The sequence below is a fragment of the Yersinia mollaretii ATCC 43969 genome (assembly GCF_013282725.1).
Classification (GTDB): Bacteria; Pseudomonadota; Gammaproteobacteria; order Enterobacterales; family Enterobacteriaceae; genus Yersinia; species Yersinia mollaretii.
The window spans coordinates 2423235-2449780 of the sequence record NZ_CP054043.1; the positions used below are offsets into that span (position 1 = coordinate 2423235).

Genomic DNA, 26546 nt, shown 5'->3' on the forward strand with positions numbered 1-26546 from the left:
CTTTTCCTGATTAGCCTTTTACCCTAATGACCCATTAACTCCCATCTGCGCATGCGCCCGCACCATAATCTTGCAATGCCACTAGGGGCTGATGCGCTAGTGCACTTTTGTGACGCGTATCGCACTAATTTAGTGCACAAAAAACACTCAACACGATCGATTCAGCCAGATAAGGGCTGACTTGATTATCTCAACCGCCCTCTGTTCGCCATTTTTATATTAAATCTCCGCTATCTTTATTTATGGCATAGCCTTTGCTTTATCTGTTTCGTGGAGACATAAATTCGACTTAATTCGAGAAGGGGCAAATATGAAGCTGGTTACCGTGGTGATAAAACCATTCAAGCTGGAGGATGTGCGTGAAGCCTTGTCCTCTGTGGGTATTCAGGGGCTGACCGTAACCGAAGTAAAAGGATTTGGTCGCCAGAAAGGGCACGCCGAACTCTATCGTGGAGCTGAATACAGCGTCAATTTCTTACCTAAAGTAAAAATAGATATCGCGATTGCCGACGATCAATTAGATGAGGTGATTGACGTGATCAGTAAGGCCGCCTATACCGGAAAAATTGGTGATGGCAAAATTTTCGTTGCTGAATTGCAACGTGTTATTCGCATCCGTACCGGCGAAACAGACGAAGCAGCACTGTAATTTGCAGGCTCAAATTTAGTGAATAGGGATGGGTTGATGATGAAAAAACTTTTATCCGTGTTGGGCCTAAGTTCGGTAGCGATGCTGCCCTCTTTGGCAATGGCTGCTGTACCGGCTGTAGCTGACAAAGCTGATAATGCTTTTATGATGATTTGCACCGCCTTGGTGCTGTTTATGACCGTGCCCGGTATTGCCCTGTTCTACGGCGGCTTGCTGCGTTCCAAAAACGTATTATCGATGATGACTCAGGTCACCGTGACCTTCGCGCTGATCTGTGTGCTGTGGATTCTCTACGGTTATAGTCTGGCTTTCAGTACGGGTAACGCCTTCTTCGGCAGCTTCGATATGGCGATGCTGAAAGGCATTGGCCTAACGAGCTTGAGTGGTACTTTCTACCAATATATCCATGTGGTGTTTCAGGCTTCATTCGCCTGTATCACGGTCGCACTGGTGGTGGGTTCATTCGCCGAACGTATTCGTTTCTCTGCGGTATTAATCTTCGCCGTGCTGTGGTTCACCTTCTCCTACCTGCCAATGGCGCACATGGTATGGGGCGGCGGCTTCCTGGCAATGGACGGCGCGCTGGACTTTGCGGGCGGTACAGTGGTGCATATTAACGCCGCCATTGCAGGTTTAGTTGGTGCTTACTTACTGGGTAAACGCGCTGGCTTTGGCAAAGAAGCCTTCAAACCACACAACTTGCCGATGGTGTTTACCGGTACGGCGATTCTGTATATCGGCTGGTTTGGCTTCAACGCGGGTTCAGCCAGTGCCGCTAACGAAATTGCCGCACTTGCCTTCTTGAATACGGTGGTCGCAACCGCAGGTGCCATTCTCTCTTGGGTCTTTGCTGAGTGGATTTTACGCGGCAAACCCTCCTTACTGGGTGCGTGCTCCGGTTGTATCGCCGGTCTGGTGGCGATTACACCTGCGGCAGGGACTGTCGGTGTGGGGGGCGCATTGATTATCGGTCTGGTCGGCGGTGTGGCGGGTCTGTGGGGGGTGGTACTGCTGAAGAAATGGCTGCGAGTTGATGATACTTGTGACGTGTTCGGTGTCCACGGTGTGTGCGGGATTGTCGGTTGTATCCTGACCGGTGTCTTCACCTCTGCTTCACTGGGCGGCACGGGCTACGCGGCGGGTGTCACCATGGGTCATCAGGTTGGCGTTCAGTTGTTCAGCGTCGGCGTGTGTCTGGTCTGGTCTGGTGTTGTTGCCTTCGTTGCCTTCAAAATTGCTGATCTGGTTGTCGGCCTGCGAGTACCGGAAGAGCAAGAGCGCGAAGGTCTGGATGTTAACAGCCATGGCGAGAATGCTTACAACCAATAAGCTAGATAAGTATAAAACGAGATAAGTAAGGCGTTAAGTGGCCAAAATAGGCTGAGATGTTAGAAAACAAATAATAATGATGATAAGCAGCAGGGGTGATGGAGACATCACCCCTGTTTTATTTTGGAAATGCGTTTGTGGTGATATCACCGATGCAAACGGATAACCCCTTCCTGCACTGTCGATGCTACCAGCACGCCCTGCTGGTTGTAGATCTGCCCACGGACAAAGCCCCGAGCACCTGAAGCAGAGGTGCTTTCTACGGCATACAGCAACCAGTCATCCAGACGGAATGGCCGATGGAACCACATTGAATGGTCAATTGTGGCAATCTGCACACCCGGTTCAAGGAAGCCAATCCCGTGCGGCTGCAAAGCGGTTGGCAGGAAATTGAAGTCGGAAGCATAGCCCAGTAAATATTGGTGGACCCGCAAGTCATCCGGTATTGCGCCATTGGCGCGGAACCAGACATAGCGATTTGGCTCTTCGACCGAACCTTGTAGCGGGTTATGGAATTTCACCGGGCGCATTTCAATGGGCTGGTTGCCAATAAACTTATCTCGCACTTTTTCGGGGATCAAATGTGCGAATTTACGGGCAATCTCCGTTTCTGACATCAATCCATCCGGTGAAGGGACGTCCGGCATGCTGTTTTGGTGCTCAAATCCCTCTTCTTGACTCTGGAACGACGCCGTCATGTAGAAAATGGGTTTACCATTCTGAATGGCGCTGACCCGACGGGCACTGAAACTGGTGCCATCGCGTAATGTTTCGACGTCATAGATAATAGGCTTACTGCTATCCCCTGGGCGCAAAAAATAGCTGTGGAATGAGTGGACGATTCGATCCACGGGGACAGTCTGTTTTGCTGCATAGATAGCCTGACCGACTACCTGCCCCCCAAATACCTGACGCAAGCCCAGATCTTCACTTTGGCCACGAAAGATCCCTTCTTCAATTTTTTCCAGATGGAGTAGATCGAGCAGTTTTTCTAATGGCTGGCTCATGTTGTGGCCCCTGATTGTTGAGTTCACCTACAGTGTGCTGAATCTGTTAGGCAGGCGTCAATCTATTGCTGCAATCCCAGCCGCGCTAATAATCCTATTTTAAGGAATAGTCTGATAAATGGCTGAATCTGGAGGTGAACGAAAAATCTCAGCATATTATGCTATAATTAGCATGCTAGGTGGTTAAAGCCACTTGTTTAAAGCGTGCCTATTCTGTGAATAGTCAGCATCTTAATATTAGGAAGGAGTGCAGCCTATGGAACCTTGGCAATCAATGAAATTTTGGCAAATAGCGGGTGGGGCAGTGTTAATGGCCAGTCTGGCTGGGTGTGCTCACCAAGGGGCTGATGTGCCAACTTCAGGGCCAGCGGGAGTGAGCGCTGCTGTGGCACCTATTGCGCAGCCTGCGGTGCAAGGGACAGTAAACATCCGCGAGCGCATTGCATTACCACCCGATGCCGTTGTTACGGTAACACTATCGGATGCCTCTCTGGCTGATGCGCCATCACGAGTCATTGCTCAGAAAGCGGTACGCACTGAGGGCAAGCAGGCACCATTTACCTTTACCCTGCCGTTTAACCCATCAGATATCCAGCCAAATGCGCGCATCATTGTGAGTGCGGCGATCACCCATAATGGTCAGCTAATGTTTATCACTGATACCATTCAGGAAGTGATCAACCGTGGTGCCGGTACTCAGGCTAATTTACTGCTGGTGCCAGTGACTTCCGTCGCGATAGAGACTGCCCCGACGACGACATCGGGCGCTGCGACTATACAGTAAATAGTCACTATCAAGCCGCCACAGCATAACCGTTATGCTGTGGCGCTTATATTAACGGTACTGCCAACGATATTGCTGTAAATCAATTCTGCCCGTCACATCTATTTCAATCTCTTCTGCTAATAACGCCTTTTTCTGCCTCAGATAATCATCACCAATTAATGATATTTCACCATGGCGATTAATAACCCGATGCCAAGGCAGTGTAGATCCTTCCGGTAATCGCTTCAGAACGCCACCGACTTGCCGTGCTGCTCTAGGGGAACCAATCAGCCGCGCAATATCACCATAAGTCGTGACCTTCCCATAGGGGATAGCGGCCACCACCTGAAAAACCCGCTGGCGAAAACTGTCCACTATGGGCGGACTGTCCTGCTCATCCTGATACTCTGTCGCCGTAGGTTCATCCTGATTTTTGGGGGCGGTTTCTGGTGATGTCACTGCATCCTCTTCTGGCTCTATTATTTGCATTAAGGATAGCGTCGCACGCTATAAATAACATCGTCGATTATTTTTTTGCTCGAGGAAAATAGATTTAGCACTAACCGGAGTCGGTGTGTGCAATAAACCACCGGTTAGCTTGTGTTACCTTGCTATTTGGCGGGGCATGGTCGATAATGCCCACCGCTCCAGAGTACAAGGAGCCGTTAACGTCAATGGAGGTCCTGTTGGTTCTCCCGCAACACTAACTTGTGAACTCGGTCAGGTCCGGAAGGAAGCAGCCGCAGCAGGCGAGGTGTGTGCCGGGATGTAGCTGGCAGGGCCTCCACCATTTCTGATGTAGCGATGTTTTATCTTGTTGAGTTCGTCTGCTTATCCGAAGTCTTTCACCTCCTGATAGCGCTCTGCTTTAAATCTTCGTAGCCAGTCCGTCAGGTATAGCTGCACAGGCTGAGCGTTGAACAGATAAATAAGATTTATCTCGTTTCTCATTAGTCTGAACTTTCTATTTACACATTCAATCTGACATATGATTAATAATGTCATGAAACTATTAGTGGTCAGACAAAATTTTAATAAATAGAGAACTGAATCATTTTTACTTAAATGCTTTTATATAATCCTGATAAATAACAGGATTTCACCTAAGTACTGGTGTGCAATGTCGCGGGATTAAAGTTAGCCTTCAATACCGTCGTTTTATCTAAGAAACTTACCTCAAATTAGCACAGACACAAATCACCTGGCGCATTGAAGCCGATAGCAGTTATCGGCTCAACGTTGTTGTGTCTTAACCAGCGTTAAGCGGACTATTTCACATGCTGCCAAACTGTAGGTGGAATTTTATCATAAAGCTTATTCATTGTGAGTTCAGCCAGGCGATGATCAGCCGCTGAGTAAAATAATTCCAGCTCATCGTCGGAGAGTTCGTATTTATTCTTTTCAATTACACGTTCTAGCGTATCAATAGTCGTACACTTTCTTAAACGCATCAGGTAGTCAGTTTTTGTCATGGTGGTTTTTCTTCTCAATATACAAATTAATATAGGGAAACTATCCCTTAAGTTTTCATCAGGGTACAGATGTATTCTCCTGAGAAAAGTCTGAATAAACGCTCTTTGGTTTTTTGCCAGCGACGCAATTCAGGATCATTGATCCCGTAACTACTAAACAGAGTATATGTATCGTCTAAATATTCTTCCACTAACTCTGAGAAGTCGCCGTCGTCTGGGTATTTTATTTTAAAACTCATCACAAATGAAGCTATATGCTCGATCAAATCGTTGAGTTGCAGATTTACGGCTGCTGTGGGGTCATTGACCCACCCATGGTGGCTATCACCAAGCGTAGCAATGCCTTCATCATACAAACTCTCACAGAGAAACTTCAACTGGGCAATATCATGCCGCTTAGGCGAGTACTCATCCATATCATCCCCTCCGTAAAGTCTTAATTCGGTGTTGATAACACAATGTGAGTAGATTGATAATCATATAAACGCAGAAGCTTATCGTTAACCTAAATAAGCTTTCCTTGCTATGAATATAAATCATTTCTTCGTTCACCGCGCAACTTTATTACTTAATCTTACAATTCGTCAGCGGTTGATGGCCGATCATTGTTAATTATATCAAAAACGATTTTTTCCGGATGTACAATAAATGTTACAGCATTTGTTAGTGACTCTTCAGTATTGATATCCAAGCATGGGTTAAAGATATGCCACTGATAGCAGTAACTCATTGAATAATGGTTGTCTTCCAACTGAAAAATATCAAGGATTTCTAATGAACCCGCTGTGTAGCGGGCATTTTCCGAATAATACATTAAGCCGGAAACCAAACTTCCTTCAATTTCTCGGATATTATTGTCGATTACACTCTTCAGTAATGAAATTGGGTAACACCCTGAGGTGAAGTCGCCAGCTATTTCATTGTTCATTAATTGTCCGCTTATGGTGGTAACATTAATTTATTATTGCATGTTCAGGGGCGCAAAAAATGCGATGCCATTGTGTTTCTACAACTATTCGCATGATTTGAATGAAAAAAACGCACTTAATGCGGTTTTAAACCAATATGACGAGTTAACATGTCGTGAAGTTATTTGGACCATAAAGTTTCAATAACACAATTTGGCAATAAAATAACAACCCTTAACGAGGATTTCTCATATTTAGGATTATTACTTACGATTAATCTAACAACAGTCTATTAATCTAGAATGCTCTTCGGGTTTGATCAAGAGGAGGGCTGCTGTATTACTTGTTTTCTATTGTGTTATTTATCGTTTTGACTGCGTTAACGAGTCATTCTGATACTAGAGTACCAAATCCTAGCCAGCAATCACCAGTAAAGTATCAGTAAGGAAAGTTTAATTTACTGTAACTAATGATGTAAAGACTGCCTGTTTTGACGTCAGCAGAAGGCCTATTTGCGCCTATGGGTTCGCGTTGCTCGGGTATACCGTCAGAATTTGTTATTTTTGATGTCGATTTTGAGGCAGATAAAGCGCAGATGTTTGCTTGAATTCAATATCTATATGTGATGTTATAATATATCACAAAATACATGTGCTCTTCTCTGATATGAATAAATACTCTTTTCTTACCCGGCTGAATCCTTTTCCTGCCTGGACGTTGTTCTCACTCTCTTCACTACAGCGCATCGGCGGGGCTAGCCTGCTTTGCCTATTATTGTGGGGCGCGATTTATTGGGCGAATGTACTGCCATGATAAATCTGAGCAAAGTTGAAATCGGATATGACCGAAATCCACTGACGACGCCGATTGATGGCTGTTTTGCCGCAGGCTCCCTCACTGCCATTATTGGCGCAAATGGGGCCGGTAAATCCACGCTGCTGAAAACATTGGCAGGTTTGCAGCCGGTGGTGGCCGGGCAATTAACCTTCGTCGATGGGCGCACTCCTCAAATGGCCTACCTTCCCCAACAGGCTGAATTAGATAGACAGTTTCCGATCGCGGTTGAGGATCTGGTCGCAATGGGATGCTGGCCGCAAAGTGGGTTACTCGGCAGGATTAATCATCAATCGCGCCAGCGAATAAAACAGGCACTCAATATGGTTGGTATGCAGGACATGGCACGCCAGCCCGTGGGGGAGCTTTCTGGTGGACAGTTGCAAAGAGTGTTGTTTGCCCGTCTTTGGGTGCAGCAAGCACAACTGATTTTGTTGGATGAGCCTTTTACCGGCATCGACAGCCAAACGGTGCAGCTTCTCCTTGAGGTGATTCACCAGTTGCATGATGAGGGCCGAACCATTATTGCGGTCTTGCACGATATGTCGATGGTGGCTGAACACTTCCCCTCTGCATTGTGGCTAACCCCACAGGGGTATTGTTGGCAGCATTCAGAGCACGTTTTAGCCGAATTACATCACTCACACAGTACTTCATGTGCACTTTCCTCTGTGCAGCAACAGCCCGCTCCGCTGAGGATGATCAATCTATGACATTGATCCATTTGCTTTTTGATCCTTTTATGGACTTCGGCTTTATGCGGCGGGCATTAGTGGCTTGTCTGGCGCTCTCGCTCAGCTCGGCCCCTTTAGGCGTTTTCTTATTATTACGGCGAATGAGTCTAGTCGGGGATGCCCTGTCTCACGCGGTATTACCGGGGGCGGCGATAGGTTACTTGATTTCAGGGATGTCACTGGTTGCGATGGGGGTCGGTGGTTTTATTGCTGGGCTGGCGGTTGCCGTGATGTCGGGTTGGGTCAGCCGTCGAACACTGTTAAAAGAAGATGCCAGTTTTGCCGGTTTCTATCTGGGGTCGCTGGCATTAGGGGTCACGCTAGTCTCACTGCGGGGTTCTAGTATGGATCTGCTCCATGTGTTATTCGGTTCTATTTTGGCAGTTGATACCAACGCCATGACCATGGTGGGGGCTATCACTACATTCTCGATGTTGGCTTTAGCGGCCATTTACCGTGCGCTGGTGGTTGAGTCTTTCGATCCCGTCTTTCTACGGGTCAGCATGGGCCGCTGGTTGATGGTAGTTCACGCACTATTTTTATCATTGGTGGTTCTCAATCTGGTGGCGGGTTTTCAGATCCTCGGCACCCTGATGTCGGTCGGGCTGATGATGTTACCTGCTGCCAGCGCCCGTTTTTGGGCCAAGAATCTACCTCAGACACTGGGTATTGCCATGATGATTGGCATGATTGCCAGTCTTGTTGGCTTGCTGTGGTCCTATTACGCCTCGTTACCTGCCGGTCCGGCGATTGTGCTCAGCGCCAGTCTGATTTTCTTTCTGTCTATCTTATTTGGAACGCGGGGTGGCGTTTTAGTCACCGCGCGCCGTTAAGCAGTACCTGTTAATAAAGGAGAGTTAAATGAAGCGTTTATCGATTAGTTTGGCGGTAGCTGCCCTGCTGTCAAGCCCCTTGGCGATGGCTAAAACCGTTGACGTTGTTGCCAGTTTTTCTATTTTGGGTGACATCGTTCAGCAAGTGGGGGGAGAGCATGTCAATGTGGTGACTTTGGTCGGGCCGAATGGTGATCCCCATGGTTTCGAACCCACACCGAAAAATAGTCAGCAGTTGTCCAAAGCCGATATGGTGTTTGTCAGTGGGTTAGGGCTGGAAGGGTGGTTGGAACGGCTGATCAGTGCTTCCGGTTATAAAGGGCAAGTCGTCATCGCTTCCACTGGGGTAGATACCCGTAAAATGGATGAAGAGGGCAAGAGGGTGACAGATCCCCATGCATGGAACAGCATGGCGAATGGTATTAAATATGCTAACAACGTAATGAATGCATTGATTGTTGCTGATCCTGAAGATGCGGATTATTTCCGTAAACGGGGTGGGGAGTATATTCAGCAGTTGGAAAAACTGGATGCTTATGCGAAAGCGCAGTTTGCCGCAATCCCCGTCGGGCAGCGAAAAGTTCTGACCAGTCATGATGCTTTCGGTTATTTTAGCCAAGAGTATGGGGTTAACTTCTTGTCTCCAGTGGGTTTTTCAACCGAGTCTGAAGCCAGTGCCAGCGGTGTGGCGGCGTTGATTAATCAAATCAAGCAAGAGAAAATAAAAACCTACTTTATTGAAAATCAGACGGACCCGCGTTTGGTGAAACAGATTGCCGCCGCCAGTGGCGCGAAAGCGGGGGGAGAACTCTATCCTGAAGCATTGTCTCCAGCCGGTGGCCCAGCAGCGACTTATGCCGACGCTTTCAAACACAATGTCGATACCCTTGTGGGCAGCATGAAATAGTGGCATTGACCCGATAGTGGCAACAAGTACCGCTCAGCCTCTGATTTTTAGTGGAGGTTGAGTTCGCAACTCCTTTTAAGACAGTTTTTCGTCAGCAGAAAAAAAGCCCCGTTGGGCAGCAACGGGGCTTTTAGGAGAGGTGATACCGAACTCATTCTTAACGCTTCTTATGGGTTCCACCTTGAACCGCTTTAAAACGGGGATTGCTTTTACAAATCACATACACCCGACCACGGCGACGGACGATCTTGCAATCTGGATGACGATTTTTTGCTGAACGTAATGAACTCAATACTTGCATGATTAACTCTCAGAATTAGCTGGCTTTTTTGGTCAGGAAACTGCCAAAACGCTGCTGGAAACGTGCGGTACTGCCCTCTTTGGAGAACTCTTTCTGTTTACCGGTGTAATACGGATGCGAAGCCGAAGAGATATCCAGTGTGACATAAGGGTAGGTTTGACCATCGCGTTCAATCGTGCGCGCGGTGGCAATGGTTGAACCTACAGTGAAATAGGTATCTGCACTGGTGTCGTGGAAAACCACGGTCCGATAGTTAGGATGAATGCCAGGTTTCATAGAAGCTCCAATTGTTATGTTATACTATAACAATAATTATGCGCTTTTCATTTTCCTGTTTCAAGATCCGAATGAAGAAAAACTCACCAACCGAAATTAGCGGGTTTTTCATGCGCCATGATCAAAGAGGCGTTTGAGGTTCGCTGGCGGCGTGATTCTATTCTTGACGGGCACGGATGAGTTGTTGCCAGAAGGAGTGGCCGTTTTGGGGCGCAGGTGCAGCGAAGAATTCGCAGACAGTTGCGCCAACATCAGACATCGTTTTGCGGATACCAAGGCGAACAGCTTGCGGCTGTGCATTTGTCACCCCTGCGAGATAAACCAGCAGGGGGACTTGTTCCCGCGTGTGTTTACTGTGGCCGATGGTTGGGTCATTGCCGTGGTCAGCCATGACGACCAGACAATCGCCTGCTGCCATTGCCGCCTGCATCTCGCCTAGCATGTGATCGACCAATTGCAGGCGTTCAGCATAGCGGGCGACATCTTGCCCGTGGCCTGCAAGGTCAGTTTCCTGAATATTGGTACAGATAAAGGCACTGCCAGCGCGTTGGATTTCTGTCAGCGTGATATCAAAAATAGTTTTTGAATCAACTAATTGCTGATAATTTTCCCCTGCGGGGTTCGCCACAATGTCGGCGACTTTACCGACCAGTACGGTTGGGATGTTCACTTTCTCAAGTTGGTGAGGAACCTGCACTTCGGCGTCAACACCATAGCCCAAATGAATAACCTGAAAACCACGGTCGTAAACACCGGATTTTGGGCTATTAATGCCAATGTACTGCTGCTGTTTTACCTCCACCGCATCAATGATGGCTTGGCTATCCGCCAGTTGCCCGCCATAGGCGATAACGCGGTTCACCGCCACACAATGGCGAACTATCCGGCCAATCTTCTCAACCGACGCAAAATCGATGGCACTTAAATTGGCACAAATATTAAAAACTTGGCCTAAATCAGCTTCAAGATTATCACCAATAGCCACCGCGTCATTGACCCAAAGGAGTTGCAGCTCGCTGCTATCGCCAACTGCACTGCGCGGCTCAACCTGATAGCCCTGTTGACGTAATGCATCAGCCACTTGCGATTTTACGGTGGAAAATGGCATCGATAAGGGCGCGCGGGGCAGGGTGCCCATGATCTCCTGATGGCCCATAAAGGTGTCGCCGCCCTCATGCTGTAGCAGGGCAACGCCAAAACTTGCCTGCGTACTCTCTTGCATGATGCTCTCTTTGAAATCCGGCGAGCCGATATGCAGCGCATTGAGCAACCCTAATTTCTCCAGATGGGGTAAATGCATCTCAGGATAAGTTTGCAAAATGTGGGCGCAGGTATTGGCAGTGATATCCTGTGGCCGAACTTCAGCGACATCCGGCATAGCCCCAACACCAAAGCTGTCGATGACCAGTACAATAAACTTACTCATAACCCCTCCTGTCCGGTAGACGCGGGAATGGTATTACCCTGACTATCATAAATTCCGAGTAATCTGGGCTGGCCTGAATGAATCCCTGCAACTAGCGCCACATCACTGCGGGTGGCAAAAATTTGGGTACGAAAACACATCACCACCGCACAACCGACGGCAAAAGGTTCCGTGAGGCTTAGGCAGTAGTCGATGCTGTCAGTGGGGTGATTGAGCACTTTGCTCGAATGCCACTGCTGGTCATACACTAATGCATGGTTCAAATGGCCGCGCCGATAGTATCCGCCACCGTAGCAATAGCTTTTGCCTTGATGTTGATGAGAAATTTCAGTCAGATAGAGCATAGCGACATGCTCAGGCTGGTCCCCAGATTGATTGGATGGCATGGTGCCGGTCAACGAGTGCCCCGGCTCAGCATGGGTCACACCATAGCGCGCGAGCAGCGGAATACTTTCGACACAGGTCGCGGAAGGGCCATTGACCTGCTCCACGCGGATACCTTCCCGCTCAAGAATACCTTTTGCCTCAATCAAGGTATTGAGATTCGGGCTAGGTAGTGTTTTTCCTTTCTCGCTATCAAACAACATGCAAGGGAAGTGTGTCACGCCAACCAAACGGACACCGCCTAATATTTTGATTTCATTGATCACCACGGGAAGTTCATCCAGCGAAAACCCCGCCTCTTGCCCCGGATAGATAAGATCATTGGGGTGCCACACTTTTAACAGTAATGCTTGTTCTGTCTGCTGGCGCAGGGCTGCGGCGGAAATTTCGCGCGCTTTGGCGATGCTGTAGACCGTGATGACTTCTGGCTGGCGAGAAATAACTTCATCCACCATTCCGCTGGGTATTTGCACCAAATGGCCCACGTGGGCGACGGGTAAATTATGTTGATAGAGCTGGCGCGCTTCTTTGTAATCCACGGCCACGATGCCTTGATAGCCACACTCCAGCAGCAGTTTGCAGAGCTGCGGGTTGCGGCCAAACTGTTTGCTCATAAGGTAAAGTGTCATGCCATGGCGAATGGCCGTTTCGAGCAATAAACTTGCATTTTGTCTGACCTGATCGACGTCAATAACATAGCTATCAGGTTTTATCGCCCCTTGCTGCCACAGTAAAAGAGCCGCATCCATCAGTGCTGGATTCTGTTTTTGTAACGCTTTTAGTAGCATTCAAATCCCTTAAATTACGCCATAATTTTCATTTATTTGAATATTTAATTTATGGCAATGCGATCAATATTCCGTTGGCTGAACAAGATACAGAGTTCTATGCTCTCGATTTATCTTCATTTTAATGAATATTTGTATGATAGTAATTTACCGCTGCGCTGCAAATGCGCCAAGAGCTATTTGATAGATTGATCACAATATAATCATATTGACCGAATCAGCTGCTTTACCTTGATGATAAGACCCTGTTTTCTGCTGGCTCAATGCGGGGGGCAGTGGGAGACAAAATAAAAGGCCGCAGCTCATTGTGAGTGCGGCCTTTAAATATCAGATCATTTGTGGCTAATAAGTTTTACTTCGCCTTATGATCAACAGCATGTGCGTGTTCGACATCTTCGTTTCTTCGGCTAAAGCGGCGGCGAACCACCACGAAGAAGACAGGAACGAAGAAGATAGCCAATACGGTTGCGGTGACCATCCCACCCATTACACCCGTACCGACCGCGTTCTGTGCACCAGAACCGGCACCACTACTGATAACCAGCGGCATAACCCCAAGGATAAAGGCCAGTGAGGTCATCAGAATTGGGCGCAGACGCATACGCACCGCTTCCAATGTTGACTCCACTAACCCCTTGCCTTCTTTGTCCATCAAGTCCTTAGCGAACTCAACAATCAAGATGGCGTTTTTGGCCGATAGCCCAATGGTGGTCAACAAGCCAACCTGGAAGTAAACGTCGTTATTCAGGCCGCGCAGTGAGGCTGCCAATAACGCACCAACTACACCCAGTGGTACCACCAACATTACGGAGAATGGAATCGACCAACTTTCATATAGTGCAGCCAGACACAAGAAGACCACAATCAGCGAGATGGCGTACAGTGCGGGTGCTTGGTTACCCGACAGTCGTTCCTGATAGGACATACCCGTCCAGTCATAGCCGATACCGCTTGGTAACTTAGCCGCCAACTCCTGCATCAGATCCATTGCTTCACCGGTACTTTTCCCCGGTGCTGCTTGACCCAGAATCTCCATGGATGGTAAGCCGTTATAACGTTCCAGTCGTGGTGAGCCATATTCCCATTTTGCGCTAGAGAAGGTGGCAAATGAGACCATTTGACCTGCGTTATTACGAACATACCACTTATCAATATCACCCGGCAGCATACGGAATGGTGCACCAGCTTGTACGTAAACTTTCTTCACGCGACCACGGTCGATAAAGTCGTTTACATAGCTGCCGCCCATGGCAGAACCGAGGGTGGTATTGATATCAGAAATTGCGACGCCAAGTGCCTGCGCTTTTTCCTGATCAACTTCCACTTTGAACTGAGGTGTGTCTTCCAGTCCGTTAGGACGCACACCGACCAGCATATCCGGATGTTGCGCTACCATACCAAGCAGTTCGTTACGCGCTGCAGTTAATTTCTGATGCCCCACGTTACCCTGATCAATCAACTGGAAGTCGAAGCCGGTTGCTGTACCCAATTCCACAATCGCTGGCAAGTTAAAGGCGAAAACCAAGCCGTCTTTAATTTGCGAGAAAGCCGCAGATGCGCGACCCACGATCGCAGGAACTTTGTTTTGCTCGCCCGGACGCTCATCCCAGTTTTTCAGACTAACGAATGCCAAACCGGTGTTCTGACCCTGACCACTGAAACCGAAGCCGTTAACGGTAAATACTGAGTTAACCACGTCTTTTTCTTTGTCGAGATAGTAGTCAGTGACCTGATTCAACACTTTCTGCGTACGTTCTTGTGTCGCGCCTGCAGGCATTTGCACCATGGTCAGGAACACGCCCTGATCTTCTTCCGGCAAGAATGAGGAAGGTAAGCGCAAGAACAACACGCCCATACCAATCACAATCACCAGATAGATCACCAGATAACGGCCAGTGCTGCGCAAAATATTGGCAACGCTGTCGGTGTAGTGGTGGGTGCTTTTCTCGAACATGCGGTTAAACCAACCGAAGAAGCCGGTTTTCGGCCCATGTTCGCCTTTGGCGATAGGTTTCAGCATCGTTGCGCACAATGCGGGTGTCAGAATCAATGCCACCAACACCGAGAGCACCATCGCCGAAACGATAGTGATGGAGAACTGACGATAAATCGCCCCCGTAGCGCCGCCGAAGAAGGCCATCGGGATAAATACCGCAGACAGAACCATCGCGATCCCCACCAATGCACCCTGGATCTGCTCCATGGATTTTTTGGTGGCTTCTTTCGGCGGTAGCCCTTCCTCCTGCATAACACGTTCGACGTTCTCGACGACCACAATGGCGTCATCCACCAATAGCCCTATCGCCAACACCATCCCGAACATCGTTAGGGTGTTTATCGAATAGCCAAAGGCCGAGAGAATAGCAAATGTCCCCAGCAACACGACCGGCACTGCAATCGTTGGAATCAACGTTGCACGGAAGTTTTGCAGGAACAGATACATCACCAAGAACACCAAAATAATGGCTTCTACTAGCGTTTTAACCACTTCGTTAATCGAGATTTTAACGAACGGTGTGGTGTCATACGGGTAAACGACTTTCAACCCAGCGGGGAAAAATGGCTGCAATTTTGCCAGCTCAGCTTTTACCGCAGCCGAGGTGTTCAGGGCGTTAGCCCCTGTCGCCAGCTTGATACCGATACCTGCTGCCGGTTTACCGTTATAACGGGCAATGATGTTATAGCTTTCAGCACCCAGTTGAACGATAGCCACATCTTTTAGGCGAACCTGCGAACCATCAGTGTTCACTTTCAGCATGATCTGGCTGAACTCTTCAGCATTGGTCAAACGAGTCTGCGCAATGATGGATGAGTTCAGTTCCTGACCCGGTACAGGAGGTGTCCCGCCCAACTGGCCAGCGGCAACCTGATTGTTTTGTACTTTAATCGCATTGATAACATCAACCGGCGTCAGGTTGTAGTTATTCAGTTTGTGCGGGTCCATCCAGATACGCATCGCATATTGGGAACCAAACAGCTGAACATCACCTACACCCGTGGTACGGCTGATGGGATCTTTAACGTTAGAACCCACATAGTCAGCGATATCTTCTTGCTGCATGGTGCCGTCTTCAGAAATAAAGCCGGCCACCATCAGGAAGCTACTACTGGACTTTTCAACGCTCACACCTTGCTGCTGCACTTCTTGCGGCAGCAACGGCATGGCTAATTGCAGTTTGTTCTGGACCTGAACCTGAGCGATATCCGGGTCAGTGCCTGAGTTAAAGGTCAACGTCAACTGAACATTACCGGAGGAGTCACTGCTGGAAGACATATACAGCAGGTTATCGATACCGTTCATGTTCTGTTCGATAACCTGCGTCACTGTATTCTGAACAGTAGTCGCATCGGCGCCAGGGTAGTTGGCGGAGATTGAAATGGCCGGAGGCGCAATGGTCGGATATTGCGCAACAGGTAATTTCATGATCGCGAGTATACCGGCCAACATCAAAATGATGGCGATAACCCAAGCGAAAATAGGGCGATCTATAAAGAACTTAGCCATGAATTACCGGCTCCTTTTAAGACTTCTTCGCTGTATCAGCTGGGGCTGCTTCTGGTGCTGGAGTAGTAATTTCCTGCACTTTTACCTGTACGCCCGGTCTGATTTTTTGCAAGCCGGAAACAATAAGACGATCGCCTGCTTTCAACCCTTCAGTAACCAACCACTTATCACCAATGGCCTGATTAGCAACCAGCGTACGCAATTCAACTTTGTCATCGGCACCGACAACCATTGCTGTTGCTTCACCACGTGGGTTACGTGTCACACCTTGTTGAGGCACTAACAGTGCGTCAGGTCTAACACCTTCATCCAGACGAGCGCGGACAAACATCCCCGGCAGCAAGGCTTCATTCGGGTTAGGGAAGATGGCACGAATGGTAATCGAACCTGTGGTTTCATCTACGGTTACACCAGAGAATTCCAGCGTACCGGTTTCAGCGTACTCAGTACCGTTTTCCAGTAACAAGCGAACCTTGGCTTTACCGTTTTCTTGTTTGAGCGTGCCATCAGCCAGCTCTTTTTTCAGACGTAAAAACTCATCGCTTGATTGCGTTACGTCGACATACATCGGATCAAGCTGCTGAACCGTGGTCATCGCCGTTGCCTGACCACTGGTGACCAGCGCACCTTCAGTCACTGAAGATTTACCGGTACGGCCACTGATTGGCGAGGTCACTTGAGTGTATGCCAGATTAATACGTGCCGTTTCTACTGCGGCTTTTGCGGCGAGAACCGTCGCATTAGCTTGCATGGCACTCGATACCGCCTGGTCATACTCTTGTTTACTGATGTAGTTAGTACCCAGTAATGGTTTGTAGCGATTCACTGTCAGACGTGCAATTTCAGCGGCAGCTTGTGCTTTGGCTAAATCACCTTTTGCGCTGTCATAAGCGGCCTGATAAGTGGCTGGGTCAATTTGATAAAGTGATGTTCCGGCGGTGACATCACTGCCTTCAACATAGTTACGTTTAAGAATAATTCCGCTAACTTGCGGACGAACTTCTGCAACACGGAATGCGGACGTGCGGCCCGGTAGTTCGGTTGTGATATTTAGTGGTGCCGCTTTCAATGTCACAATGCCGACTTCAGGTGCCTGTTGAGCATGGGCTTGCGCCGCATCTTTGTCATTACATCCTATAAGTACTAAGCTGCCTGAAAGTACCAGAATTGCAGCCAGAGGCATTACCCCTCTGTTTTTGCTCATAGATAAACCTCAAGTGTCCGATTTTTAATTTAATTCAATGGATCACAAGCTTTAAAACCCATTGCTGCGTAAATTATATGTGCGTGCTATGGTACATACATTCGTGAATGTATGTAAATCGCACCCCCTCGAAAAAACAACGCTATGGCACGAAAAACCAAACAGCAAGCCGAAGAGACCCGGCAACAAATTCTAGATGCCGCAGTGCGGGAATTTTCTGCGCATGGCGTTTCCGGCACCTCGCTTACAGATATTGCTGCTGCCGCAGGTGTCACCCGTGGCGCAATTTACTGGCACTTCAAGAATAAGGTAGACCTGTTTAACGAAATTTGGGAGTTATCAGAGTCTAAAATTGATCAGCTCGAATCAGAGTATCAGGTAAAATATCCTGATAATCCACTCCGAATCTTACGTGAAATACTTATCTATGTTCTTGTTTCAACGCGTGAGGATTGTCGACGCCGCGCATTGATGGAAATTGTCTTCCATAAATGTGAGTTTGTCGGTGAAATGTCCTCCGTCCATGATGCACGTAAAGTTCTTGATTTAGCTAGTTATGAGCGAATTGAAGCTGTTTTGCAAGGCTGTATTAATGCGAATCAATTGCCCGTCAATCTTGATACTTGTCGTGCTGCGATTATCATGAGAGCTTATATTACAGGCTTGATGGAAAATTGGCTCTTTATGCCAGAAAGTTTTGATATAAAACAAGAGGCACCGATATTAATTGATGCTTATTTGGACATGCTAGCCCACGGCCTTTCATTGCGTAAAGAGACTAATAGCAAGGTATAGGATTATCTGGAATGGCTTATATGAGGAGTGCGTTATGAGTTCACTGGTTGTGATTGCCAATGGTGCCGCTTATGGTCATGAGTCATTATTTAATGCCCTGCGTCTATCCATTACCCTGAAAGAGCAACAAACCGATCTCGATTTACGCCTATTCTTGATGTCGGATGCTGTTATCGCCGGTATTCACGGGCAACAACCACGAGAAGGTTATCATCTGCAGCAGATGCTGGAAATTCTTACGGCACAAAATGTCCCTGTTAAATTATGCAAAACCTGCGCCGATGCCCGTGGTGTGAGTGGATTAACACTAGTTGATGGTGTGGAAATTGGTACCTTGATAGAGCTGGCGCAGTGGACGCTGGCTGCCGAGAAAGTGCTAACATTCTAAATCACGAGGGTGACAGTGAATTGTCCTCCCAATCAATGTGAATGGCTGGTGGTTACATCCTATTCAATAACAATTGCGTAACTGCCCGCATAATTGCAGCTATTCGCGCGCTGAAAGACTTTTATTATTATGGCCCGAGACTGAACGTGATAGGATTTCAGCCTCTCTGTTGAAATGAAGTTCAATTATGAACAGCAGATTTCGCAATCAATACGCCATACCACTCTCTTTGCCAATGATGGTGCCAGCAGGTCTATTTCTCTTGCGGCTCCGGGCAATGGTGATTCTGCTTATAATTTTGTTGTTATCCTCGCCACTCACGCTGGCATCAAGTATCAACATTGATGTGCCGACTCGCAGTGAAGTGCTCAGTCAGTTGGATGCATTATCAAAACAAAAAATATTGTCACCAGCGGAAAAACTCGCTCAGCAAGATCTGACTAAAACGCTGGAATACCTTGATACGATTGAGCGTACCAAACAGGAAGCTAATCAGCTTAAACAACAATTGGCGCAGGCCCCGGCGAAGTTGCGACAGGCAACCGAAGCACTGGATTCGCTTAAAGACAGTTCAGCAGATACTTTGACCCGCGAGTCACTGGCTAACTACTCATTGCGCCAGTTGGAGTCGCGTCTGAATGAAACGCTGGATGATTTGCAATCCGCGCAGGAAGATCTCTCCGCTTATAACAGCCAGCTTATTTCCCTACAAACACAGCCGGAACGGGTACAGAGTGCGATGTACAACGCTTCGATGCGTTTGATGCAGATTCGCAATCAACTCAATGGGTTATCGCCAAATCAAGACGTTCTGCGCCCAAGTCAGCAGCAAGAGTTATTGACTGAACAGGTGATGCTAAATGCACAGCTGGATTTGCAGCGTAAAAGTCTGGAAGCCAATACTACCCTACAAGATTTGCTGCAAAAACAACGGGATTACACCACTGCGCACATTAACCAACTGGAGCGTTATGTCCAGATACTGCAAGAGGTGGTCAGTGGTAAACGGTTAATTCTCTCAGAGAAAACAGCCAAAGAAGCACAAGCACCTAATGATGCAACGGACATCCAAAATGACCCGTTAGTCAGCCGTGAATTGGCGATTAACAAAGAGCTGAGCCAGCGGTTGATTAATGCCACGAAAGAGGGCAACACGCTGGTACAACAGAATATCAGGGTTAAAAACTGGCTGGACCGTGCTTTGCAATCTGAACGCAATTTAAAAGAGCAGATCACTGTATTACGCGGTAGCCTGCTACTTTCACGTATTCTCTACCAGCAGCAACTCAATTTACCGGCGTCTGGCTTAATGACCAATATGACGTCACGTATTGCTGACTTGCGGCTCGAACAATTTGAAATTAATCAGCAGCGTGACAAGCTATTTCAGGGGGATGACTACATTCAAACCCTGATGAGCGACAGCAAAGAGAAGATCAGTCCTGATGTGGAAGATGCACTCGGGCAAATTGTTGATATCCGGCGTGAACTACTGGACCAATTGAACAAGCAGTTAGGCAACCAACTAACACTGGCTATTAATCTGCAAATCAATCAACAGCAGCTACTCAGCGTCAATGAATCATTGCAACATACACTGACGCAGCAGATCTTTTGGGTTAGCAGTAATAAACCGATGGATTGGTCTTGGCTGAAAGCCTTACCGGGCGCGCTTAAAGCTGAACTAAGCAATTTCCACTTTACCCTGTCACTGGGGGATGTGGTGGCTGGTCTGATCAAATCACTGGTATTTCTGATCCCCATGCTGATTGCGGTGGGGGTGATCCGATCGCGCTATAAAATCATCAACAAACAGCTGGATAAGCTCGCCGCCGATGTCGGGCAATTAAAACACGACAGCCAAATGCATACACCCCATGCCATCATGCTTACTTTGCTGAAGGTGTTACCGGGGAGCTTAATCATCTTAGGCATCGGTTACTGGTGCCTGCGTTCAGACTTCAATCTCAGTGAGTTCTTCTGGAGCTTCTTCCAACGTCTGGCCCTGTTCTGGCTGATATTTGACCTGACTTATCGCATGCTCTCGCCGGGTGGCATCACTGAGCGACATTTTATGATCGCAGCCGATAGATGTGCGCACTATCGCCGTCAAATGGTGCGCTTGGGGGCGGCATTATTGCCAGTGATCTTCTGGTCTGCATTGGGGGAGAAAAGTCCACTTCGGCTGGTCGATGATGTCATCGGGCAGGTTGTCATTGTGATCGCGCTGGCATTGCTGGCCTTGTTTGTCTTTCCATTCTGCCGTAATAGTTGGCGCGAAAAAGATTCCCATGCGGTACGGTTGCTTATTATTACCGCAGTAGCCGCAACCCCTATAATATTGATTGGTTTAATGGTTGCTGGCTATTTCTATACCACACTGCAACTGGCGGGGCGTTGGATTGATAGCCTGTACTTGCTGTTCTTGTGGAATATCGTTTATCTGACGGCGATTCGTGGGTTAGGGGTCGCGGCGCGGCGTCTGGCCTATCGGCGGGCGATAGCACGGCGGCAAAGTTTGGTGAAAGAGGGGGCTGAAGGCGGCGAACCTGTTGAAGAGCCGCCACTGGCTTTGGACCAAATTAACCAACAATCATTGCGTTTGACCACCATGGCGCTGTTCGTGATTTTCGCCACTTGCTTCTACTGGATATGGGCTGACCTGATAACTGTTATCTCCTATCTGGACAGCATTTCGTTGTGGCACTACACCACAACAGTCGCGGGGGCGAGCGTTACACAGGCTGTGACATTGGGGAATATGCTGGTGGCCTTAATGGCATTGGTGGTCGCCTATATTCTGACGCGTAACCTACCCGGTTTGCTGGAAGTGGTGGTGTTGTCGCGTCTACAATTGCGTCAGGGCACCTCCTACGCCATCACCACCATACTGACCTACCTTATTACCGCCATTGGGGGGATAACCGCGCTCAGCTCACTTGGGGTTTCGTGGGATAAACTGCAATGGCTGGTGGCGGCGCTCTCTGTGGGTTTAGGATTTGGTTTACAGGAAATTTTTGCCAACTTTGTCTCCGGCTTGATTATTCTGTTCGAACGCCCTGTGCGTATCGGCGATACCATCACCATTGGTACCTTCTCGGGGAATGTCAGCAAAATACGTATTCGCGCGACAACTATTACTGATTTTGACCGCAAAGAAGTCATTATTCCGAACAAGGCGTTCGTGACTGAGCGGCTGATTAACTGGTCACTGTCAGATACGATTACTCGCATCATCATTAAAGTTGGCGTGGCGTATGGCTCTGATTTAGCGAAAGTAAAAGAGGTGCTCTTACAAGCCGCCCATGAAAATCCAAGGGTAATGACTGACCCTGAACCGCAGGTCTTCTTCCTGGACTTTGGCTCCAGCACTCTTGATCATGAGTTACGCTTGTATGTCCGTGAACTGCGAGATCGCAGCTATACGGTAGATGAGTTGAATCGGGCAATTGATAAATTATGTCGCGAGAATGACATCAATATCGCGTTCAACCAGTTGGAAGTCTATTTGCATCAGCCTAACGGTACGCAAATTCAGGAAGTGAATCGCCCAATTGAAGCGAAAGAGTTACCTGTCGCGCAATCTAAACTGGGGGATACACAACCCGACTTACCTGATATCAATAAGCCACTCGCATGAGACTATCTGGTAGGCGGAGAGAGAGGAGGTACAATGCTTGATTATCTATAGGGTAAATTCTTCATACCCTATAGATTTCAATCTGAGGTTTGATGGCGGAGCTTACGCTGATAATCAAGTTGCACGATCTCTAACGCCTTTAGTGCTGTTTCTGGCGCTATCTCATTGCATTCCAGCAGGTAGATAAGATCTACTGCCAGTTGTAATTCTGGTGACGCTTTTTCAACTGACATAATGTGACCAACACTTGGTTTTCAGTTAATGAGGAAAGTCTGGTGAGAATATCGCTTCGCGACAAAATTCCACCTGACTTGATTCAATCCATCTCGCCAACATGCCTACGATTTGGATGGCGACGGTATAAAACATTATAGAAAACTATTCGCTGTCGAAACCCTAACGATTCAAAAAATGTGACAAATATTCAAAAACCGTTCTCTTTTTTCTCAATACTGCGCTCTATTCTGATCAACGCTTGTCGACAACGCATTAAACGGCCCTCCAGCGCCGCGAGCTCTTTTTGTATCTTTTGCTGCTCGGAGAGCAAGCTTTGTCGACCAAGTTGACTCTCTCTATCCTGAATCATGGCCAGTATACGCCGCTCATAATCCTGATGTTCAGCTAACTTATGATAAGGGTCCAATTTACTGTCTCTGGGTTCAGGATTGGATTTCCTTAACTTTTGAGTCGCCAACTCTCTTTGCAGGGCGGAGATTTGTGCAACCAACTTCTCAGCCAAAAAAGCGACCTGCTGAGTGCGATTCTCTGCCACTACTTGTTTCAGTTGCGCCATGTTTTTGCGCACTTCCTGTAGATAGTCGCGGAAACGGTTACCATGATTGCCAAAGAGATTCAGATCAAAACGGGCCTGCTGAGAGGGGGTGTTAGCTTGAGGGCCAACCTGAGTGGACAACGCTTCAATTTGGCTTTCAAGCACCTGCAATAATTTTTCTGTACTCATGCTGCTGCTCCTGGGCATTTTCCCGTCAGCTTGCCTTCGAATGGTTGCAGTTACAAGTAAGCGGGCGCTTAAATAAAATGGATATACAGAGATTGTGCGCATAATGGCAAGAATATCTGTTGATGATAACCAGTGCATGCGCTAATGATAAGTCATGGTAATGAGTGTTATAGTGTACGCAAAGGGAGTATATGTCTCGTTGGTTATTAATCATTTTAGGGTGGCTAGCGGTGGTATTGGCGACCTTGGGTGTCGTGCTTCCTCTTTTGCCCACTACGCCATTTTTGCTATTGGCCGCGTGGTGTTTTGCACGTTCCTCCCCCCGCTTTCATCATTGGTTGCTCTATCGCTCATGGTTTGGTAGTTATATCCGCACTTGGCAGCAACATCGTGCTTTGCCGCCGGGCGTTAAGTGGAAAGCAATATTAGTTACCGTGCTGACTTTCGCTATCTCACTCTGGTTAGTGAAAATTTGGTGGGTCAGGGGCTTATTACTGGTGATATTAACGGTGCTGTTGACCTTTATGTTGCGGATGCCAGTTATTGACCTATCGCAACAAAATAAGCGCTGAGCCGTTCACACTAGTTGCATTTTAGTGTCAGTTTGCATAGATTTGAGCGTTTTCGTGCGCGGGGTGATCCCTCGTGGCGTCCTTAGGGTTAAGGATGCAGTAACTTGCGCTATCAGGGCATCATCGGTAGATAGAATAAGTTACTCAACTGATGCGATATGAGTATCAGTTGGCCGCGCTTTAGTATGTACAGCAGTTTTATCAGGCACAAATTATGACCGCTACTGCACCTAATACAGCACAACAGCTTAAATATATTAAAGACAGTATCAAAACCATCCCCGATTATCCAAAAGCGGGAATACTGTTTCGTGATGTGACCAGCTTGCTGGAAGATCCGTTAGCCTATGCCTCTAGCATCGAAATGCTGGTTGAGCGCTATCTGGATAAAGGCGTGACCAAAGTAGTGGGTACAGAAGCCCGCGGCTTTTTGTTTGGTGCGCCAGTGGCTTTGGCTCTGGGTGTGGGTTTTGTTCCCGTACGCAAGCCGGGCAAGTTACCCCGTGCAACCATCAGCGAAAGCTATGAATTGGAGTACGGCACTGACAAACTCGAGATCCACACGGACAGCATTCAGCCGGGCGATAAGGTGTTGGTCATCGACGATTTGCTGGCTACCGGCGGAACCATCGAAGCAACGGTTAAGTTGATTCGTCGACTGGGTGGTGAAGTGACTGACGCGGCGTTTGTCATTGATTTGCCTGAACTTGGGGGCGAAGCTCGCCTCACTCAGCAAGGGATTACTTGCTACAGCCTGGTCTCCTTCAGCGGGCATTGATTGTATTGAAAATATCGGCCTCGCCGTCAGTGGCGAGGCTGTGTTAGCATGACCCTCTAGATTATCCAACTTCTCCGGTATTAATGAGCTATCAGGCCCTTGCCCGTAAGTGGCGACCCCAAACGTTTGCAGATGTCGTTGGTCAGGAGCATGTTCTGACGGCGCTAGCCAATAGCCTTTCACTAGGACGAATTCATCACGCCTATCTATTCTCCGGCACCCGTGGTGTTGGTAAGACCTCTATTGCGCGATTATTAGCCAAGGGGCTCAACTGCGAAACAGGCATTACCGCCACACCGTGCGGCACTTGCGCAAACTGCCTTGAGATCGAGCAAGGCCGTTTTGTTGATCTGATTGAGATAGATGCCGCCTCGCGGACGAAAGTCGAAGATACCCGAGAGTTGCTGGATAATGTGCAATATGCCCCCGCCCGTGGCCGCTTCAAGGTCTATTTGATCGATGAAGTACATATGTTGTCGCGCCACAGTTTCAATGCGCTGTTAAAAACGCTTGAAGAGCCGCCAGCACATGTGAAGTTCCTGCTGGCGACAACGGATCCGCAGAAGTTGCCGGTGACTATCCTTTCCCGCTGTCTGCAATTCCACCTCAAAGTGATCGATGTTGAAGTTATCCGTGCGCTGCTAGAAAAGATATTGCAGCTCGAGCACATCAGTAGTGATGCTCGCGCATTGCAATTACTGGCGCGGGCTGCCGATGGCAGTATGCGTGATGCACTTAGCCTGACGGATCAAGCGGTTGCCATGGGTGATGGAAGCATCACGACTGCCACTGTCAGCCAGATGCTCGGCACGTTGGATGATGAGCAACCGTTGGCGATTATCGAAGCTTTGGTCAGCGCTGATGGTGCGCGGGTGATGGCGCAGGTAGAACAAGCGGCATCACGTGGTGTCGATTGGGAAAACTTACTGGTTGAGACCTTAAGTTTGCTTCACCGTATTGCGATGGTGCAGTTGCTGCCATCCATGCTGGATAATCATTACGCGACGATCGAGCCACGTTTACGTGAACTTGCTCGTACATTACCGCCTGCGGACATTCAACTCTATTATCAAACACTGCTAGTGGGCCGCAAAGAGCTGGCCTACGCACCGGATCGCCGCATGGGGGTTGAAATGACCTTATTGCGGGCGCTGGCTTTTCACCCTAAAGCGATCATTGCTGAATCCCAGATTATACCCGCGTCAATGCCAGCAGCCACGGGCAACAGCGTGCCAGCCGCTCAGCGCGATCAAAACAGGCAAACTGTTCAAGCAGAGCCGCAGCAAGATGCCCCTCCACTCGGGGTTGCCGCGACAGTGAGTGCTCAGTTACCCGACTCTACCGCGCAGCTTCTTCAAGCGCGAACGCAGTTGCTGCGACAGTCGGGGACGACCACCACAAAAAAGAGTGAACCGGCGGCGTCAGGAAAAGCGCGGCCGGCAAATTCAGCACTTGAGCGCTTAGCGTCGGTGACTGAGCGTAGCCAGCAGCGGCTGGCCGCCAAATCCACGGAAGAGAAGAAACCCGCGAAGAAAGAAGCTTATCGCTGGGTTGCACAAAATCAGCCTGATGCTGTCGTTGAGCCTGTAGCCACACCTAAGGCTCTGCGTTCGGCGTTAGAACATGAAAAAACGCCAGAGCTTTCGATGAAATTAGCTGAAGAAGCCATGGTGCGGGACCCTTGGGCGGCTGAGATCAATAAGCTACAAATTCCCAAATTGGTGCAGCAACTTGCGCTGAATGCATTTAAAGAAGAAATAGAACCGGGTAATATTTGCCTTCACCTGCGTTCTGCTCAGCGCCACTTAAATTCGCCATCGGCACAAAAGGCGCTGGCGGAGGCACTGAGTGAATTACAAGGCAACACGGTTACACTCACTGTTGTTGAAGATGATAATCCAGCGGAGCGTACCCCGTTGGAGTGGCGGCAGGCCATTTATGAAGAAAAACTGGCGCAAGCGCGTCAGTCAATTATCGCGGATAATAATATTCAGACACTGCGTCGTTTCTTCGACGCCGAGCTGGATGAAGAGAGTATCCGACCAGTTTAACCGCTGCGATAAGTGCATGGTGCACTGACGCGGCCCCT

The 26546-nt window shown here is 48.4% G+C and carries 25 protein-coding genes, 1 other RNA gene and 1 other annotated feature; of the genes, 13 read left to right on the forward strand and 13 right to left on the reverse strand.

Features of this window, described 5'->3' with window-relative positions; genetic code table 11:
* The first annotated feature begins 310 nt into the window (after positions 1–310).
* Together glnK and amtB are read left to right on the forward strand one after the other, a co-directional pair.
* A complete protein-coding gene (gene glnK, locus HRD69_RS10695) occupies positions 311–649 on the forward strand; it encodes a P-II family nitrogen regulator (RefSeq protein WP_002208627.1) in 339 nt (112 codons plus the stop codon).
* A 39-nt stretch (positions 650–688) separates the two neighbouring features.
* Positions 689–1978: an ammonium transporter AmtB gene (amtB, locus tag HRD69_RS10700; RefSeq protein ID WP_032813019.1), complete on the forward strand. Its 1290-nt coding sequence runs from the start codon at positions 689–691 to the stop codon at positions 1976–1978.
* Between the two features lie 146 nt (positions 1979–2124).
* Here amtB and tesB read toward each other — a convergent pair whose 3' ends face one another.
* On the reverse strand, positions 2125–2985 hold the full coding sequence (tesB, locus tag HRD69_RS10705; RefSeq protein WP_004873434.1) for an acyl-CoA thioesterase II: 861 nt from the start codon (positions 2983–2985) through the stop codon (positions 2125–2127).
* Positions 2986–3241: 256 nt separating this feature from the next.
* Here tesB and HRD69_RS10710 point away from each other — a divergent pair, with 256 nt between their 5' ends.
* Entirely contained in the window at positions 3242–3769 is a 528-nt protein-coding gene (locus HRD69_RS10710) for a YbaY family lipoprotein (RefSeq protein WP_004873433.1), read from the forward strand.
* A 51-nt stretch (positions 3770–3820) separates the two neighbouring features.
* On the opposite strand, the gene HRD69_RS10715 is transcribed toward HRD69_RS10710, so the two are convergent.
* The gene (locus HRD69_RS10715; protein WP_004873432.1) at positions 3821–4240 is read right to left on the reverse strand and encodes an MGMT family protein; all 420 of its coding nucleotides are present in this window, start codon (positions 4238–4240) and stop codon (positions 3821–3823) included.
* A 195-nt stretch (positions 4241–4435) separates the two neighbouring features.
* Here HRD69_RS10715 and ffs point away from each other — a divergent pair.
* Positions 4436–4532: signal recognition particle sRNA small type (ffs, locus tag HRD69_RS10720), an RNA gene on the forward strand.
* A 487-nt stretch (positions 4533–5019) separates the two neighbouring features.
* On the opposite strand, the gene ymoA is transcribed toward ffs, so the two are convergent.
* From ymoA to HRD69_RS10735, 3 genes are all read right to left on the reverse strand, one after another.
* A complete protein-coding gene (gene ymoA, locus HRD69_RS10725) occupies positions 5020–5223 on the reverse strand; it encodes an expression modulating protein YmoA (protein ID WP_002208622.1) in 204 nt (67 codons plus the stop codon).
* A gap of 47 nt (positions 5224–5270) precedes the next feature.
* A complete protein-coding gene (gene tomB / locus HRD69_RS10730) occupies positions 5271–5639 on the reverse strand; it encodes an Hha toxicity modulator TomB (protein ID WP_004873431.1) in 369 nt (122 codons plus the stop codon).
* A gap of 158 nt (positions 5640–5797) precedes the next feature.
* The gene (locus HRD69_RS10735) at positions 5798–6151 is read right to left on the reverse strand and encodes a hypothetical protein (RefSeq protein ID WP_032812960.1); all 354 of its coding nucleotides are present in this window, start codon (positions 6149–6151) and stop codon (positions 5798–5800) included.
* A 789-nt stretch (positions 6152–6940) separates the two neighbouring features.
* Between HRD69_RS10735 and HRD69_RS10740 the strand changes: the two genes are divergently transcribed.
* From HRD69_RS10740 to HRD69_RS10750, 3 genes are read left to right on the forward strand one after another with little or no spacing between them, the layout of a single operon-like run.
* Positions 6941–7678, forward strand: a complete 738-nt coding sequence (locus HRD69_RS10740; RefSeq protein ID WP_050413161.1) for a metal ABC transporter ATP-binding protein — start codon at positions 6941–6943, stop codon at positions 7676–7678.
* The gene (locus HRD69_RS10745; RefSeq protein ID WP_032812959.1) at positions 7675–8532 is read left to right on the forward strand and encodes a metal ABC transporter permease; all 858 of its coding nucleotides are present in this window, start codon (positions 7675–7677) and stop codon (positions 8530–8532) included. Before HRD69_RS10740 ends, HRD69_RS10745 begins: the two co-directional genes overlap by 4 nt.
* Positions 8533–8560: 28 nt before the next feature.
* On the forward strand, positions 8561–9439 hold the full coding sequence (locus HRD69_RS10750; RefSeq protein WP_004873426.1) for a metal ABC transporter substrate-binding protein: 879 nt from the start codon (positions 8561–8563) through the stop codon (positions 9437–9439).
* Positions 9440–9596: 157 nt separating this feature from the next.
* On the opposite strand, the gene ykgO is transcribed toward HRD69_RS10750, so the two are convergent.
* From ykgO to acrA, 6 genes are all read right to left on the reverse strand, one after another.
* Entirely contained in the window at positions 9597–9740 is a 144-nt protein-coding gene (gene ykgO / locus HRD69_RS10755; RefSeq protein WP_002208618.1) for a type B 50S ribosomal protein L36, read from the reverse strand.
* Between the two features lie 15 nt (positions 9741–9755).
* Positions 9756–10016, reverse strand: a complete 261-nt coding sequence (locus HRD69_RS10760) for a type B 50S ribosomal protein L31 (RefSeq protein WP_032812957.1) — start codon at positions 10014–10016, stop codon at positions 9756–9758.
* Between the two features lie 157 nt (positions 10017–10173).
* Positions 10174–11442, reverse strand: coding sequence for a phosphopentomutase (locus HRD69_RS10765; protein WP_032812956.1), 1269 nt, complete (start codon positions 11440–11442; stop codon positions 10174–10176).
* The gene (locus HRD69_RS10770) at positions 11439–12614 is read right to left on the reverse strand and encodes a YhfX family PLP-dependent enzyme (protein ID WP_032812955.1); all 1176 of its coding nucleotides are present in this window, start codon (positions 12612–12614) and stop codon (positions 11439–11441) included. The genes HRD69_RS10765 and HRD69_RS10770 overlap by 4 nt, the downstream gene beginning before the upstream one ends.
* A gap of 352 nt (positions 12615–12966) precedes the next feature.
* The gene (gene acrB / locus HRD69_RS10775) at positions 12967–16119 is read right to left on the reverse strand and encodes an efflux RND transporter permease AcrB (RefSeq protein ID WP_004873421.1); all 3153 of its coding nucleotides are present in this window, start codon (positions 16117–16119) and stop codon (positions 12967–12969) included.
* Between the two features lie 16 nt (positions 16120–16135).
* Entirely contained in the window at positions 16136–17323 is a 1188-nt protein-coding gene (gene acrA / locus HRD69_RS10780) for an efflux RND transporter adaptor subunit AcrA (protein ID WP_032812954.1), read from the reverse strand.
* Positions 17324–17467: 144 nt separating this feature from the next.
* On the opposite strand from acrA, the gene acrR reads away from it, so the two are divergent.
* The 3 genes from acrR (at position 17468) to mscK (ending at position 22146) form a co-directional block, all read left to right on the forward strand.
* Positions 17468–18118, forward strand: coding sequence for a multidrug efflux transporter transcriptional repressor AcrR (acrR, locus tag HRD69_RS10785; protein ID WP_004873419.1), 651 nt, complete (start codon positions 17468–17470; stop codon positions 18116–18118).
* A 34-nt stretch (positions 18119–18152) separates the two neighbouring features.
* Entirely contained in the window at positions 18153–18506 is a 354-nt protein-coding gene (locus tag HRD69_RS10790) for a DsrE/DsrF/TusD sulfur relay family protein (RefSeq protein WP_004873418.1), read from the forward strand.
* Between the two features lie 187 nt (positions 18507–18693).
* The gene (mscK, locus tag HRD69_RS10795) at positions 18694–22146 is read left to right on the forward strand and encodes a mechanosensitive channel MscK (protein WP_032812953.1); all 3453 of its coding nucleotides are present in this window, start codon (positions 18694–18696) and stop codon (positions 22144–22146) included.
* Between the two features lie 77 nt (positions 22147–22223).
* Here the strand turns inward: mscK and rsmS are convergent, their stop codons facing one another.
* Both rsmS and priC read right to left on the reverse strand, forming a co-directional pair.
* Positions 22224–22379 (reverse strand): pleiotropic regulatory protein RsmS, encoded by a 156-nt coding sequence (gene rsmS / locus HRD69_RS10800; RefSeq protein ID WP_004873416.1) that lies wholly within the window; start codon positions 22377–22379, stop codon positions 22224–22226.
* Between the two features lie 191 nt (positions 22380–22570).
* Positions 22571–23107, reverse strand: a complete 537-nt coding sequence (gene priC, locus HRD69_RS10805) for a primosomal replication protein PriC (protein ID WP_004873415.1) — start codon at positions 23105–23107, stop codon at positions 22571–22573.
* A gap of 191 nt (positions 23108–23298) precedes the next feature.
* Between priC and HRD69_RS10810 the strand changes: the two genes are divergently transcribed.
* The 3 genes from HRD69_RS10810 (at position 23299) to dnaX (ending at position 26508) form a co-directional block, all read left to right on the forward strand.
* Positions 23299–23679 (forward strand): DUF454 family protein, encoded by a 381-nt coding sequence (locus HRD69_RS10810; RefSeq protein ID WP_004873414.1) that lies wholly within the window; start codon positions 23299–23301, stop codon positions 23677–23679.
* Positions 23680–23893: 214 nt separating this feature from the next.
* Positions 23894–24457 (forward strand): adenine phosphoribosyltransferase, encoded by a 564-nt coding sequence (apt, locus tag HRD69_RS10815; protein WP_004873413.1) that lies wholly within the window; start codon positions 23894–23896, stop codon positions 24455–24457.
* 83 nt (positions 24458–24540) lie between these two features.
* Entirely contained in the window at positions 24541–26508 is a 1968-nt protein-coding gene (dnaX, locus tag HRD69_RS10820) for a DNA polymerase III subunit gamma/tau (protein ID WP_004873412.1), read from the forward strand.
* Positions 25838–25902, forward strand: a sequence feature (DnaX frameshifting element). (Overlaps the previous gene by 65 nt.)
* Positions 26509–26546: the final 38 nt, after the last annotated feature.

Bases quoted from the DNA above. Each gene is read 5' to 3' on its own strand.
- glnK (WP_002208627.1), top strand. From the start codon at position 311: ATGAAGCTGGTTACCGTGGTGATAAAACCATTCAAGCTGGAGGATGTG.
- amtB (WP_032813019.1), top strand. From the start codon at position 689: ATGAAAAAACTTTTATCCGTGTTGGGCCTAAGTTCGGTAGCGATGCTG.
- tesB (WP_004873434.1), bottom strand. From the start codon at position 2,985: ATGAGCCAGCCATTAGAAAAACTGCTCGATCTACTCCATCTGGAAAAA.
- HRD69_RS10710 (WP_004873433.1), top strand. From the start codon at position 3,242: ATGGAACCTTGGCAATCAATGAAATTTTGGCAAATAGCGGGTGGGGCA.
- HRD69_RS10715 (WP_004873432.1), bottom strand. From the start codon at position 4,240: ATGCAAATAATAGAGCCAGAAGAGGATGCAGTGACATCACCAGAAACC.
- ymoA (WP_002208622.1), bottom strand. From the start codon at position 5,223: ATGACAAAAACTGACTACCTGATGCGTTTAAGAAAGTGTACGACTATT.
- tomB (WP_004873431.1), bottom strand. From the start codon at position 5,639: ATGGATGAGTACTCGCCTAAGCGGCATGATATTGCCCAGTTGAAGTTT.
- HRD69_RS10735 (WP_032812960.1), bottom strand. From the start codon at position 6,151: ATGAACAATGAAATAGCTGGCGACTTCACCTCAGGGTGTTACCCAATT.
- HRD69_RS10740 (WP_050413161.1), top strand. From the start codon at position 6,941: ATGATAAATCTGAGCAAAGTTGAAATCGGATATGACCGAAATCCACTG.
- HRD69_RS10745 (WP_032812959.1), top strand. From the start codon at position 7,675: ATGACATTGATCCATTTGCTTTTTGATCCTTTTATGGACTTCGGCTTT.
- HRD69_RS10750 (WP_004873426.1), top strand. From the start codon at position 8,561: ATGAAGCGTTTATCGATTAGTTTGGCGGTAGCTGCCCTGCTGTCAAGC.
- ykgO (WP_002208618.1), bottom strand. From the start codon at position 9,740: ATGCAAGTATTGAGTTCATTACGTTCAGCAAAAAATCGTCATCCAGAT.
- HRD69_RS10760 (WP_032812957.1), bottom strand. From the start codon at position 10,016: ATGAAACCTGGCATTCATCCTAACTATCGGACCGTGGTTTTCCACGAC.
- HRD69_RS10765 (WP_032812956.1), bottom strand. From the start codon at position 11,442: ATGAGTAAGTTTATTGTACTGGTCATCGACAGCTTTGGTGTTGGGGCT.
- HRD69_RS10770 (WP_032812955.1), bottom strand. From the start codon at position 12,614: ATGCTACTAAAAGCGTTACAAAAACAGAATCCAGCACTGATGGATGCG.
- acrB (WP_004873421.1), bottom strand. From the start codon at position 16,119: ATGGCTAAGTTCTTTATAGATCGCCCTATTTTCGCTTGGGTTATCGCC.
- acrA (WP_032812954.1), bottom strand. From the start codon at position 17,323: ATGAGCAAAAACAGAGGGGTAATGCCTCTGGCTGCAATTCTGGTACTT.
- acrR (WP_004873419.1), top strand. From the start codon at position 17,468: ATGGCACGAAAAACCAAACAGCAAGCCGAAGAGACCCGGCAACAAATT.
- HRD69_RS10790 (WP_004873418.1), top strand. From the start codon at position 18,153: ATGAGTTCACTGGTTGTGATTGCCAATGGTGCCGCTTATGGTCATGAG.
- mscK (WP_032812953.1), top strand. From the start codon at position 18,694: ATGAACAGCAGATTTCGCAATCAATACGCCATACCACTCTCTTTGCCA.
- rsmS (WP_004873416.1), bottom strand. From the start codon at position 22,379: ATGTCAGTTGAAAAAGCGTCACCAGAATTACAACTGGCAGTAGATCTT.
- priC (WP_004873415.1), bottom strand. From the start codon at position 23,107: ATGAGTACAGAAAAATTATTGCAGGTGCTTGAAAGCCAAATTGAAGCG.
- HRD69_RS10810 (WP_004873414.1), top strand. From the start codon at position 23,299: ATGTCTCGTTGGTTATTAATCATTTTAGGGTGGCTAGCGGTGGTATTG.
- apt (WP_004873413.1), top strand. From the start codon at position 23,894: ATGACCGCTACTGCACCTAATACAGCACAACAGCTTAAATATATTAAA.
- dnaX (WP_004873412.1), top strand. From the start codon at position 24,541: ATGAGCTATCAGGCCCTTGCCCGTAAGTGGCGACCCCAAACGTTTGCA.